Genomic DNA, 12515 nt, shown 5'->3' with positions numbered 1-12515 from the left:
AATGACTGCCGCTCGGCTAAATCCATCCCATATCGGATGAATTCAACCCTGCAGAATTCAACCTAAGAGTCATTAAGACGAGTTGAATTCTGCCCTGCTGGCAGTCATTTTTAATTATCCTTAAACTACAACAGGTCGCTCTTCAATACGCGCTTGGTTTCTTCAGGAACCATAAAGGTAGCCGCATATTCCTTGCGTGCCTCAATACCGCGTACTCTTGCAAGATGCTTGTAGTACTCCAGATAAGGGAAGGATTTGCTGTTGGTTACGAACCAATGCTGTTCCGTTGCCTTGACCCACAGATCAAAGGCTTCTTTAGAATAGTCGACGTATACATACGGCTTATAATCAACGGCATCTTCCCAATTCTCAGCATAATACAATCTGGCTGCGAAATGCGCAGGCAATTCTCTTTCAAACGATGCCAGTCCAGCGAAGAAACGAGCATCATTAACAATGTTGTGGGTTGTCGCATGATCCTTGTGCATGCTGTTCTTCCAGTGCGTGATAATGACGTTCGGTTTAACCTGGCGGATGACGTCGCATACGCGAAGACGCATTTCCTCGGTATCCTTGAGCTCGCCGTCCGGAATATCGAATACGATGGACTCGCCGCCCAGCATATCGGCAAAGGCTTTTGCTTCATTCACCTTTTGCTGACGGTATTCCGCCATGTCCTGCCATGCAGGTACGCCGCGTTCACCTGCTGTTAATGCAAGCGTAACGATTTTGTCCCCCTTCAGGGAATGGCTGGCCAATACGCCACCTGCTGTCAGTTCAGCATCCCCTACATGTCCACCAATTGCCAAGATCGTCAATTTTTTCTCGCTCATTTTGAAAACTCCCTTCTCATGACTGCAAATTGTTTTACGGTTTGGAAGCCTGCTTTTTCGTAAATCCGGATCGCCGGATTGGAAATGCCCGTGTATAACGACATATAGCCGGTTCCAATGGCTTGGAATGCTTCACAAAGCTTGAAGAACAGAACCGTTCCAAGCCCATGACCTTCGTGTTCCGGGTGCACTCCGATACCTGCAAAATATCCGCGCCCATTCTCCTCGCGGATCACGGGACCTGCAAAACCGACAACTTGATTCTTATGGGCCGCGATCACAACCGGAACCCCTTCAGACGTACACTTGCCGATTTCTTTTTCCCACAGCGGATTGTTCAGACCTTGAAGCATGTCGTTAACTCCATGATGCTTGGCTGAATCAAACAGCTCGACCATATAGCCGCTTTCCGCTGCCTTTTCTTCCTTGTTACGGATATCCTGCGGCGTGCTAAATTTCGCAAGATTGAGGTACATGGCGCACTCCTTGGCGCGCTCTACGTATCCCTCGCTCAGCAAAAATGAATATAATCTGCTGTCCACCGGCACGCCCGGCGCGTTATTGTGCTCATGCTTCGCCGTATCCGGTATGTACCACGGCAGCATCATCGGATTGAAAAACAACACTTCAGACTGCTTTTTTCCGAGTGCCTGAAATCGCTTTTCCAATGACTCCAACAGCCGCTTATAGTTCTCATCGGTTTGGCTTTTCTCATCGAGGACGATGCAGGTAATGTAGCCGGCTACCTGTCCGAGCGGAAGATCATCTCCTGTGCAACCGCAAGCAAAGCCTTTTACTTGACCGTCTTCCAGCAGAACAAACGTGTTTTCCTTGTCAAAATAGGGGCTCGAAGCAAAGATTTGTACAAAGCTTTGCTCCGTAAGCTCCTTGTATCCATCCTTCACGGCTTCCTTGTTCCATAAATCGATTACCGCCTGCGTATACTGCTCTTCCCAGGTGTGAATCATGATTAGCGGTACCTCCGTCCATTGTCAGGATTAGTAGCTTATCTTCCCCATGATGATGGGCCTTGCCGCTCCCGTTACGTTCGGGAGATTGTTCGGCTGCTGTTTCATGGTGTAATCGGCAAGCAGGGCAAAGGCAACTGCTTCCTTGGCGTCGCTGCTTTGGCCGATTTCCTCCTGCGTCATGACTTGGACGCCAAGCGGCTCCAGTTCCTGGCGCAGAAATTCAACCAAAACCGGATTATAGCTTCCGCCTCCGCCTACTAGCAATGCATCGGCCGGATTTTGAGCGCGGACGTAGCGGCAGTATGCATCGCCAATCGACCAAGCCGTCAATTTCGTAACGGTAGCCACCACGTCTTCGGCTTTCATGTCCTCGCGCTTGGCGTAATCCAGCAGCCAATCTATATAAGATGAGCCGAATTGCTCTCTGCCGGTCGATTTCGGAAGAGACTGCGAATAATAAGGCTCCTGCATTAGCAGGTTCAACAGTCCTTCGTGAATTTCACCTTGACGAGCAATGGCTCCTCCAGTATCCATCGTTAGTTGACCCGGATACAGACGCTCAACAACCCCGTCGATAATCATGTTTCCAGGACCGGTATCAAATGCGTATACCTGCTCTTGGGTACACCCTGCAGGTATCACCGTCATATTGCCGATGCCTCCGATATTTTGCAGAAGAAGAGTCCGGTGTGCCTCTCTGTACAGCAAGTATTCCGTAAAGGGAACGAGCGGCGCACCCTGCCCTCCAACCGCCATATCTGCCGGCCGGAAATCGGACACACACGGAACCCCAGTGCGTGCTGCGATCACCGATCCTTCGCCAATCTGCACGGTGTAGTGAATATCATAACCATGCAGCTGCTCGGATTCCGGCGCATGATAAATCGTTTGTCCATGCGAACCGATGACGGCGACATCCACGGGACGAAGTCCCGCTGCTGTGATCACGGACAAGGCAGCTTCCGCATACAGCTCGCCGAGTAATACATTCATGCTTCCGATTTTATTGACAGTTGCTTTGAGCGGATCAAACAGGTCGAATATATCCTGCCTGACGGCAGCCGGGTACGGCGAATTCTCGAATGCGATTAATCGGACCGACATTCCGCCGTCTAGGCTATCCGTAATTTGTACCACTGCTGCGTCTATCCCATCCACTGAGGTGCCCGACATCAGTCCAACGGCGTAGCGGCTTGAATGATTATCATAGGTTGCGCTATTCATATTAGCCCTTCACCGCGCCTACGGTTACGCCTTCAAGGAAGTATTTTTGCAAGCTAAAGAACAGAATGAACATCGGAAGCGCCGAGATTGTTGCACCCGCCATCATTGGCGCAAAGTACGTCGTATTCGCAAAACGGAAGTTCTTGAGTCCGACTTGAATCGTCTGCATGTCCATGGAGTTCGTTACCAGGAATGGCCAGAAGAACGTATTCCAGTTGTCCATAAAGGTAAGGATCGCCATAACCGCAAGAACGGTCTTGGACAGCGGCATGATAATGCGGAAATAAATTTGGAACTGGTTACAGCCTTCGATTTTTGCACATTCCAGAATCTCGTTCGGGATGCTGCCCATGAATTGCTTGGCAAGAAAGATGTTATAAACCGTAACAAGACCCGGTAGAATCAAAGCGGTATACGTATTCTGAATATGGAAAATGTTCACAATCAGGATGTACAAAGGAACTTGCGTGACCTGATAAGGGATCATCATGGCGACGAGCAATACCGTAAAAATCAAGGCTCTGCCTTTAAATTTAATTTTGGAGAATGCATAACCTGCCATGCTGGCAAACAGCACGTTCGTAACCATGACGGTTGTCGCCACGATAAGCGAGTTCAGCAGCCAGCGGTACGTGTATTCGCTAAATTGGAAGAAAAATTTGTACGATTCAAGCGAAAAACTGCTCGGGAAAAGCTTGTAGTCCATGGCCCCGGCTTCGACGGGTTCACCAAAGGAAGAAATAATCATAAAGTAGATCGGAAACAGGGTTGCCAGTGCAAACGCAAGAAGAACGAGAATAATGACCGTGTTTCTGGCTATTTTGACCGGAGGTCTCCCTGTATGGGTGTGATAAAGCGCCATAATTGCTGCATCTCCTTCCTTTAATATTCCACGTCTTTGCCTAGGAATTTAAATTGAACTAACGAAATACCCGCGATGATTGCGGCCAAAACCAAGGACTGCGCCGCGGCCTTACCGAATTCGAAGTATTTAAATGCATTGTTGAAAATGAGCAAACCTACCATGGTCGTTGCATTGTCAGGACCACCGCCGGTCATCAGGTATGCATTCTGGAACACCTGGAACGAGCCGATGATGCCTGTCACGAGCAGGAACAAGGTGGTTGGTTTCAGACACGGAACCACGATATACCACAGCTTTTGAAAGAAGTTGGCTCCATCAAGCTCAGCAGCTTCATAGTAGCTTCCATCAATACCAAGCAGGGCAGCAAGATAAATAATGATGCTCGTGCCATGACTGGACAGCCAAGCCATCAAAACGAGCGAAAACATTGCATAAGCGCTGGATCCCAGCCAGTTATGGGTGCCAAGACCGAAAAACGAAGTGACTTTATTAAAAATACCTACTGGCATCGGATCGAAGATCCACAGCCATACAACGGACAACGCCACACCGGAAGCGACTGCCGGAAGATAATAGACCGCTTTAAATGTCGTCTGCAGTTTTTTCTTCAGCGGCAAGATCAGGATGGATACTGCAAAAGATAAGAAAAGCGATACCGGAACAGTCAACAAGGTATAAATAATGGTGTTTACAACAGCCTTCCAGAACAAAGAATCCTTGAAGGTTTCTGTGTAGTTTTCAAGCCCGATGAACGTTGAACCCAGCGGCTTATATTCTTGAAAGCTGATAATCAAGGCACTGACTACCGGGTATGCGGTAAACATCGCAAAAACCAGGACGGCTACGGCAACAAAAGCATAACCCCAGGCCGCATCACCTTTGATTTTCCGCCGTTTGATCGGTTTAGCATATTCAGTCATATTGCGAAACCCCTTTCATACTTACGTTTCACATATATTGGGGGAAAGCCGTATGGAAATCCATACGGCTTTCCGTTGTATTTTCTCTAGTCTTTTACAACGCCGTCTTCACCGAAGGCAGATACCGCAGCGGATTTCACAGCATCGTACATCTTCTCAGGCGTAATTTCACCTGCGATAAGTGCTTGAAGCTTAGGAACAATCACTTCGTCCTCAAGCTTGATGGCTTTAGCGCCGAGGTCAGTAGGGATGTCCGGACGGGCAGGAACGGCTGTCTTAAGCATTGCTTCAACAGCTGCTTTGTTGTCCGCATCACGCTCAACCGTCATGCTTTCTGCTGCTTTTCTGCTGCTTTCCGTGATTTGAGCAACGAACAGCTCATTGTTGGTCGTAGCTGCGTTTGCACCACTGGACAAGAAGTTAGCCGCTTTAACGACGTTAGCCTTGTGAGCAGCCGTAGGCTCTTTCGTGCCGCGGAATGTTACGTAACCGTCAACCGCAACGCTTGCTTGCGCTTGTGCACCAGCGAATGAAGGAACAGGAAGCACAACATAATCGACAGGGATAGAGCCTTTAACAGCGCTTGCATCTTTGTTTTGCAGCTTCTCGTTGTTCAACTTCGCAGATCTTTCGAAGCCTGCAAGACCTTTACCTGTGATCATCGTTTGACCTGTCAGGAACATGTTCCAACGTTTACCTGCATCGATGGAGCTGAGCTCTTTTGGCATGGAACCGTCATCGATCATCACGCGGATGTCTTTCAGCACTTCAAGGAAGTTCTTACTTGTGTAAGCGTATTTCAGATCTTTATCGAACGCTGCCGGCATGCCGGCGCTTTTCACCAGAATTCCGAGATAGTCTTTGGATGTTACGCCCGCCGTGGCGAATACGAAACCGTAACGGGAGGTTTTACCGCCTTCGGATACAACGCCTTTTTTGATGGCTTCGCGGAACTCATCGAATGTCCATCCTTCTTTTTGTACCTTTTTGTAGTCGATACCGGCTTTTTCCATGAACTCTTTGTTACCGCCAATGGCATGTGCTTCCATATATGCCGGGAACCCGTAAAGTCCCTTGCCGTTCTTCATATATTCAAGCGGAGCTGCGTCATAATCTTTAATCATTTCTTCCGTAGCCGTATCCGAAATATCCATCAGCATGCCTTGCTGCACATATTTCGAAATGCCGTCGGACCCCATAAATGCGATATCCGGAGGGCTGCCCGCGTTAACCTGTGTATCGAGCTTTGAAGTCATGTCCTCCCAGCTTGCAGGTTCGATTTTGAGCGTCAGGTTCGGATATTTCGCGTTGAAATCCTTCGTCATCTGATCAAAATTGCTTTGGAAGTTCGCTGATACTGGTGGAAGCAGCGCTGTGATGGTGTCTTTTGCATTCGGGTCATCCGCATTGGACTTGGCGTCGTCTTTGCTTCCGCATGCGGACAAGGTCGTCAGAGCCATACTAAGCGCAAACACTGTTGCCAATACACGCATTTTCTTTTTCATGAAAAATGGCCTCCTTGAAAATATAAATGTGATTTTAGACTACATGATTAAATCCTTTGATTGCTTTCTTCAAACTTCCATCGGCTTGATTGAGCGCTTGCTCAGCAGCTCCAGCCTCCAAACCGGTCTTAATCATCATGATAGCTAGCTTGCAATTCATGGAAGCGCTTTCTAAATGGGCAGCAGCCGTAGCATCATCGACCCCTGTCGCTGACTTAATGATACGAATGGAACGATCGCGGAGCTTCATGTTGCTCGCTTTCAAATCAACCATTAGATTGTCATAAGTCTTACCTAGCCTAACCATAGTACAAGTGCTAAGCATATTCAAAACCAATTTCTGGGCAGAACCAGCCTTCAGCCTCGTTGAACCCATAATAACCTCTGGCCCGACTACCGGTGCAATACAGATATCACAGACTTTCTCTAATTTAGATGGCTTGTTGTTCACTACGCCGATCGTAGCAGCTCCGATTTCCCGGGCTCTCTGAAGTCCCGCAATCACGAATGTCGCGCTACCGCTCGCCGTAATGCCGATCACAGCATCTTTGTCTGTAACCCCGCATTGCTCGATTAATGCGACCCCCTCCTCTGCACTATCCTCGCAACCTTCCACAGCCAGTCTCAGCGCTCCATCGCCTCCGGCAATATGACCTTGCACTCTTGAAGGATCAATGCCAAATGTCGGCGGACATTCAGATGCGTCCAGAACTCCCAATCTACCCGAGGTTCCTGCCCCTATATAAAACATTCTGCCGCCATTCTTAAGCACATGGTGCAGTACATCAACCGCTTTCGAAATCTGCGGAATCTCCGCTGCAACAGCGGCCGGGACCTTGGCATCTTGTTCGTTCATGAGACGAAGCATTTCTTCTGTGGTGCATTCATCAATCATCCGAGTCTGCTCATTGATCTCTTCCGTTGTCAGCCCCGCCAGATACTCATCCATTGCGATCCTCCTATCCATTTTTATAATTTATGGGAAGTCGCAAATTCCAAGAAACGGGATCAAGGCACAATATGTAGTTTTATTCATATATAGTTTAACTACATGATGTGTATCAAAACCGCACTTTTGATATTTGCCAAATCCTCTTCTTGATTTCAATATTAACGATAAATTTCATTTTGGTCAACAGTTTTTGAAATATTATTTTATTATAAAATAAATTATTGTTTTTTAATTTTATCTTTTGCAACAAAAAAAGACACCGTACGCCATGGGCGCCGATGTCTCCTCCCTTTGTATTAACGGTGTTTGCTGGCAATGATATTATGCGTTTTGGTCAGATATTTCTTCACATTCTTATACTCCGCGCTTGCCACTCCGGCAAACAAGATATCAATGATGGTCAGCATCGCAATACGCGAACCCATGGCTCCGCTGCGAATCGTCACTTCCGGAGTGGAGATATTAAGTACAATATTGGCCTTATCCGCCAGTTCGCTCTTATTGTATTTGGTGATTGCTATAATCGTAGCACCCGTCTTCTTGGTAATCTCAAGCGTCTCCAAAATTTCGGACGTCGTGCCCGAATTGGATATGAAGACGGCAACATCGCCTTTATCGAGAAGTGTAGCCGCTGTAAGCTGGCTGTGCCCGTCCGAATATGTGTGGCACATTTTATTGATACGCGAAAATTTCTGTTCCGCATCAATACCAACCAGACCGGAAGCGCCGATGCCGAAAAAGACAATGCGATTGCTCTGGCGAAGCACCTGAACCGCGCGGTCTACTTCATTCTTATCGATGACGCTCATGGTGTCCTCAATCGATTTGATATTGTTTCTCGATGTGTTGGAAATAATGACCGACAGATCATCTCCCGGCTGGATATCGGTATACGGATCCTTCTGTTCCTCCATCGAACCCAGCGACGCCGAAATGCTGACGATAAAGCTGCGGTATCCCGAATAACCCATGGTTTTGCAAAAACGCAATACGGACGCGTCACTGGTCTTGGTCAGCTGCGCCAGATTTTTAATGGAAAGGTGGGGAATCTCCTCCAGATTCTGCAGGACATATTCCGCCACCATTTTCTCGACCGGCGTCAAGCTGTCTTTCATTTCCCGAATTTTGATTAGAATATTATCATGAATTGACATATGTATTCCCTACTCACACTGTTTTATAGAAATCCATTTCATCATATACGCTAATTTCCCGAAAAACAAGAATATCTGCAATATGATAGTAAAATTAACAAAATCATGCAAATGAAATTAAATTTCAAAGCAAAATTATCAATATAAAATTTTAATTCTATTTTATATTACAACCGATGAAATTGCAATAAACCTGACATGCTGCGTATGGTCAATTTATTGATCTTGTCTAAAATGTTACGGGTAACTGCAAACAGACGCGTTATCTTAAACGAAGCTATTGGGGAGAGAAAAATGGTAAAGCGCATTCAAAATGTTGATAGACAAAAGCTGCGGTAACTTATGACTCCCTCCCTTCATATATGTCTGTGATGACGGTCTCCTTCCTTGTATAATACCGAAAAACATGCCCGGAATCTATCTTTAGTCTCTCAAACAATTGTTTCTATGGGTATAACTGCCGTTTCCATTTGTCCATCGGAATCATATGATGCTGTGTTACAGGAAGGAGCTGATGAGGTGGAAGCTTATTACAACTGCATGCACTGCATGAACCGCAGAGTCCGCATTTTAACAAGAGACGGTAAAATACATGAAGGAAAAATTGTGAGAGTAGATCAGAATAACGTGTACTTGGACACTGGAGGCAGAGACGGATCAGTAAGGACCTCCGCATTTCGGCCGTACGGTTTTGGCTATGGTAACTCCGTTTTAACGTTGAGCCTGTTCACCCTGCTCGCGATCGCATTAATCTGAAAATCTTTTGTCTCCTCACATGAGGAGATTTTTTTTGTAAAGAAAAAACACGAAGCACAGATATTCTGCGCCCCGCGTTGTTCATTCCATGATTTAATTCCAGATTTCTTGCGAGGTTTCAACAACCAGAGCTAATTTATTCCACTGATCCTGATCCGTTACGGTATTCCCTTCTTCCGTAGAAGAGAAACCGCACTGCGGACTCAGACATAGCTGATCCAGGTTGACATACTCGGAAGCTTCCTGCACGCGACGTTTCAAATCCTCTTTGTCCTCAAGCTCCCCGGTTTTGGTTGTCACCAGTCCGAGCACGACGCGTTGATCCTTAATATGGCGGAGAGGCTTGAAATCGCCTGCGCGGTCGCTATCATATTCAAGGAAGAAGCCGTCTACGTTTACGCGCGAGAACAATTCTTTGGCAATCGGCTCGTATCCGCCTTCGTACAGCCATGACGATTTGAAGTTACCGCGGCAAATATGGATCGTAATGGCCATGTCCTCAGGCTTGTTTGCCACCGCATCGATCGTAATATCGGCGAACTGTTTCACCAGCTCGTCCGGATCAAAGCCTTTTGCCTTGATTTTATCCCTGAAGTCATCGCTGAAGAGTGCTCCCCAGCTGGTATCATCGAGCTGAAGATAACGGCAGCCGGCATCATAGAAAGCCTGGATCGCATCACGGTAGACTTGTACAATATCCTTGGCTACATCCTCAAGCGAAGCATATGAAGGGTTATCAGCGTATTTCTGGCTGTTGATCACGCCGGAATAGAAAATCATGTTCGGGCCGGGAATGGTAAATTTCGCTACCAGGTCCCCTGCGGCTTGTTTCAAGAATTTGAAATCTTCCAGAAACGGGTGATCCGCAGGAAAACCAAGCTTGGAAGCTACGGTATACCCTTTTGCTTTGCTCATCGCCCCATGAAATAACCCGGAAGCATTCAGATCATAGACCTCGATGCCTTGTAGAGCTTCGATGAAATCAAGATGCCACCAGGTACGTCTGAATTCGCCATCCGTCACTGCAGTCAGACCGACTGCCTTCTGCTTGTCCACCAGCTTCATAATCTCCGCATCCTCGATCGAACGCAGTTCTTCCTTCGTAATGCGACCTTCATTATATTTGGCTTTAGCTTCTTTCAACGTTTGCGGACGCAAGAAGCTGCCCACCTGATCTGCCCGGAATGGGGGCGCAATTTTTTTGGAAGTATTCGTATTTGAGTTCATTGGCCTTCTCTCCTTTTCATCTTTGCAGCAAAAAAAATGATTTCTTTTGATTATCCTACTTATCCGCGCTGTTAACAAGCAAAATGTTCAATTTCGTATTATTTTCGGCCTGATTCCGGAATGCATTATCCTGACAGGATAATATCAAACCGTTATTGGATCGATATCCCTGCTTACATATAAGAAGGCAGCCCAGCGGGCTGCCTTCTTCACATGTATTGGATTAGAAAAAGGATACCGGCTGGCCTGATTGAGCAGATTCATTCGCAGCAAGCGACACTTCCAGCGTCCTGAGCGCCTCGCTGTACGGAGCCAGGATCAAACTGCGGTCTCCCGTTTCGACCGCACGAATGAAGGCATCGTCCTGAGCCTGATAGAAATCGCCCTTACCGCGTATGATCGTCGTCTGCTCGTTCTCCAAAATAGTCAGGTCCTTCCCTTCCAGGGTCAGCCTGAAATTTCGTCCCATCACTTCCAGCGAGGCACGACCATCCGGTTGCGGGAAGAATCCGGTGTCAATATGACCGAGTGCGCCGGAATCAAACACCATATTCACCGATGCCGCATCCGGCGTCGTGATGCCTGGTACATCACGCATTAACTTGAGCGCCATGTCGGCAGATATTCTACGGACATCTCCTGCCAGGTACATCATTAAATCCAGATTATGCGTCGTCTGCTCAACCAGCTGACCACCGGATTTCGCATGGTCTACCCACCAGATGTTAGGTGGAAGCCCTCCGAAACGGTACGCTCTGACCATAGCGATTTCTTTGCCTTCCAAATAGCGCTTCGCCCGCTGCACCGATTCCATGTACCGCAAGCAATAGCCCGATCCCGTCAGGATCCCGGACTTCTCCAATATTTCCGCTTTCCTGCGGACCTCATCCATGCTTAGTCCAAGCGGTTTCTCGACAAGAAGATGAATTCCTCGTTCTGCGGCTTTCTCTTCCATGTCTCCATGGGCAAAAGGCGGTACGCAAATGAATAATGCGTCCAGCTTCTCCCGGTCAAGCATTTCATCAAAATGGGTATAGGCATTCCCTCCATACTGCTTAACGGCCAGCTCTGCTGCGCCTGGCGCAACATCGCAAACCGCTGTCAATTCAGCGCGATCGTTCTGATGAATATGCTTCATATGTTCTGCAGCAATAATTCCGGCTCCTACAACTCCGATTTTAATCAAGATACATTTCCCCTCTCGTTTCTCTATTAATGCGGATTTTTCCCCATGATAACATCCAGATGACGTGATGTGTCAAAAACCAGCTGATCCGGAAAACTTCCATACGGGTCAAGCTCTGCCGTCAGGCTATCACGATATTGAATATCGCTTAATGCCAAGCGGACATTCAGCCAATCTACGTCCCCCGACAACAGCGGCACAAAACCGTGATGCGTGCCGACCTGCGTTCGGAAATCCTTCACGTGAACCTTGCGGATACGGTCTCCAAGCGTACGAATCCAGTGCTCAGGTTTCCCGAAGGCCAACGTGTTGCCTACGTCGAAATACGCGCCGACATGTCTGGATTCGAATTGATCGATATATCTTGCCATTTCGAGTGGACTCCACAGAAATTTGTTCCATACATTTTCAATGGCAATGCTTACGCCCGACCCGTCAATATCATCAATCAGCGGCTGCAGAGCCATTCGTGAACGCTCCCACACCTCTTCATAGGTCACGTCCGCTTCAATCCTTCCCGGAACGACAAGGATAGCGTCTACCTCAAGCTCAATGGCCAGCTCGATTTGCTTGCGGATGGAATTCACGCCGAGGCTTCTGATCTCCTTATCCGGCGAGCTCAAAGGGTATCTGCCAAGCATCTCCGTGGACAGGCCGCTGATGCTTAGCCCATAGCTGCGCACAAGCCGGCCGAGTGCCTTGGCTTCATCCGGGGTGGTGTCCATCGTCAGTCCGATACCGCCCGGTGCATATAAATTCAGCTCTATGGTCTCAAAACCAGCCGCCGCGCTGGTACGAAGCAGCTTGCTCATCGGGGTTCCCGCAGGAAAGCACCATTGATTTATTCCCTTTTTCATCTTCATCCTCCTCTATTCGGCGTAAAATTTTATATAAAAGGATAAGTGCAAAGCCATGGTGTGGC

12 protein-coding genes are annotated in these 12515 nt (G+C 47.8%); 1 reads left to right on the top strand and 11 read right to left on the bottom strand.

Translation table 11 applies throughout. From position 1 onward, the window contains the following. Nucleotides 1–125: 125 nt before the first annotated feature. From GRF59_RS00455 to GRF59_RS00420, 8 genes are all read right to left on the bottom strand, one after another. On the bottom strand, nucleotides 126–833 hold the full coding sequence (locus tag GRF59_RS00455; RefSeq protein WP_160495721.1) for a PIG-L deacetylase family protein: 708 nt from the start codon (nucleotides 831–833) through the stop codon (nucleotides 126–128). Continuing rightward, nucleotides 830–1801: a GNAT family N-acetyltransferase gene (locus tag GRF59_RS00450; protein ID WP_160495720.1), complete on the bottom strand. Its 972-nt coding sequence runs from the start codon at nucleotides 1799–1801 to the stop codon at nucleotides 830–832. The genes GRF59_RS00455 and GRF59_RS00450 overlap by 4 nt, the downstream gene beginning before the upstream one ends. A gap of 30 nt (nucleotides 1802–1831) precedes the next feature. After that, nucleotides 1832–3028: an anhydro-N-acetylmuramic acid kinase gene (locus GRF59_RS00445; RefSeq protein ID WP_160495719.1), complete on the bottom strand. Its 1197-nt coding sequence runs from the start codon at nucleotides 3026–3028 to the stop codon at nucleotides 1832–1834. Nucleotide 3029: 1 nt separating this feature from the next. Further along, a complete protein-coding gene (locus GRF59_RS00440) occupies nucleotides 3030–3890 on the bottom strand; it encodes a carbohydrate ABC transporter permease (RefSeq protein WP_160495718.1) in 861 nt (286 codons plus the stop codon). A gap of 20 nt (nucleotides 3891–3910) precedes the next feature. Next, entirely contained in the window at nucleotides 3911–4813 is a 903-nt protein-coding gene (locus GRF59_RS00435; protein ID WP_160495717.1) for a carbohydrate ABC transporter permease, read from the bottom strand. Nucleotides 4814–4899: 86 nt separating this feature from the next. Then, on the bottom strand, nucleotides 4900–6318 hold the full coding sequence (locus GRF59_RS00430; RefSeq protein ID WP_160495716.1) for an ABC transporter substrate-binding protein: 1419 nt from the start codon (nucleotides 6316–6318) through the stop codon (nucleotides 4900–4902). Between the two features lie 34 nt (nucleotides 6319–6352). Next, nucleotides 6353–7267 (bottom strand): N-acetylmuramic acid 6-phosphate etherase, encoded by a 915-nt coding sequence (gene murQ, locus GRF59_RS00425; protein WP_160495715.1) that lies wholly within the window; start codon nucleotides 7265–7267, stop codon nucleotides 6353–6355. 299 nt (nucleotides 7268–7566) lie between these two features. Further along, entirely contained in the window at nucleotides 7567–8424 is an 858-nt protein-coding gene (locus GRF59_RS00420) for a MurR/RpiR family transcriptional regulator (RefSeq protein WP_160495714.1), read from the bottom strand. Between the two features lie 519 nt (nucleotides 8425–8943). On the opposite strand from GRF59_RS00420, the gene GRF59_RS00415 reads away from it, so the two are divergent. After that, nucleotides 8944–9180 (top strand): hypothetical protein, encoded by a 237-nt coding sequence (locus GRF59_RS00415; protein ID WP_160498047.1) that lies wholly within the window; start codon nucleotides 8944–8946, stop codon nucleotides 9178–9180. A 93-nt stretch (nucleotides 9181–9273) separates the two neighbouring features. Here the strand turns inward: GRF59_RS00415 and GRF59_RS00410 are convergent, their stop codons facing one another. The 3 genes from GRF59_RS00410 to GRF59_RS00400 form a co-directional block, all read right to left on the bottom strand. Beyond that, a complete protein-coding gene (locus GRF59_RS00410; protein WP_160495713.1) occupies nucleotides 9274–10407 on the bottom strand; it encodes a 5-methyltetrahydropteroyltriglutamate--homocysteine S-methyltransferase in 1134 nt (377 codons plus the stop codon). Between the two features lie 223 nt (nucleotides 10408–10630). Further along, entirely contained in the window at nucleotides 10631–11593 is a 963-nt protein-coding gene (locus GRF59_RS00405; RefSeq protein ID WP_160495712.1) for a Gfo/Idh/MocA family protein, read from the bottom strand. Between the two features lie 26 nt (nucleotides 11594–11619). Beyond that, nucleotides 11620–12450 (bottom strand): sugar phosphate isomerase/epimerase family protein, encoded by an 831-nt coding sequence (locus GRF59_RS00400; protein WP_160495711.1) that lies wholly within the window; start codon nucleotides 12448–12450, stop codon nucleotides 11620–11622. Nucleotides 12451–12515 lie beyond the last annotated feature (65 nt).

The sequence above is a fragment of the Paenibacillus dendrobii genome (assembly GCF_009807035.1).
GTDB lineage: Bacteria > Bacillota > Bacilli > Paenibacillales > Paenibacillaceae > Paenibacillus_AQ > Paenibacillus_AQ dendrobii.
Note: the sequence above shows the minus strand (reverse complement) of the source record. Positions and strands in the feature narration are given on the sequence as shown.

Bases quoted from the DNA above. Each gene is read 5' to 3' on its own strand.
- GRF59_RS00455 (WP_160495721.1), bottom strand. From the start codon at position 833: ATGAGCGAGAAAAAATTGACGATCTTGGCAATTGGTGGACATGTAGGG.
- GRF59_RS00450 (WP_160495720.1), bottom strand. From the start codon at position 1,801: ATGATTCACACCTGGGAAGAGCAGTATACGCAGGCGGTAATCGATTTA.
- GRF59_RS00445 (WP_160495719.1), bottom strand. From the start codon at position 3,028: ATGAATAGCGCAACCTATGATAATCATTCAAGCCGCTACGCCGTTGGA.
- GRF59_RS00440 (WP_160495718.1), bottom strand. From the start codon at position 3,890: ATGGCGCTTTATCACACCCATACAGGGAGACCTCCGGTCAAAATAGCC.
- GRF59_RS00435 (WP_160495717.1), bottom strand. From the start codon at position 4,813: ATGACTGAATATGCTAAACCGATCAAACGGCGGAAAATCAAAGGTGAT.
- GRF59_RS00430 (WP_160495716.1), bottom strand. From the start codon at position 6,318: ATGAAAAAGAAAATGCGTGTATTGGCAACAGTGTTTGCGCTTAGTATG.
- murQ (WP_160495715.1), bottom strand. From the start codon at position 7,267: ATGGATGAGTATCTGGCGGGGCTGACAACGGAAGAGATCAATGAGCAG.
- GRF59_RS00420 (WP_160495714.1), bottom strand. From the start codon at position 8,424: ATGTCAATTCATGATAATATTCTAATCAAAATTCGGGAAATGAAAGAC.
- GRF59_RS00410 (WP_160495713.1), bottom strand. From the start codon at position 10,407: ATGAACTCAAATACGAATACTTCCAAAAAAATTGCGCCCCCATTCCGG.
- GRF59_RS00400 (WP_160495711.1), bottom strand. From the start codon at position 12,450: ATGAAAAAGGGAATAAATCAATGGTGCTTTCCTGCGGGAACCCCGATG.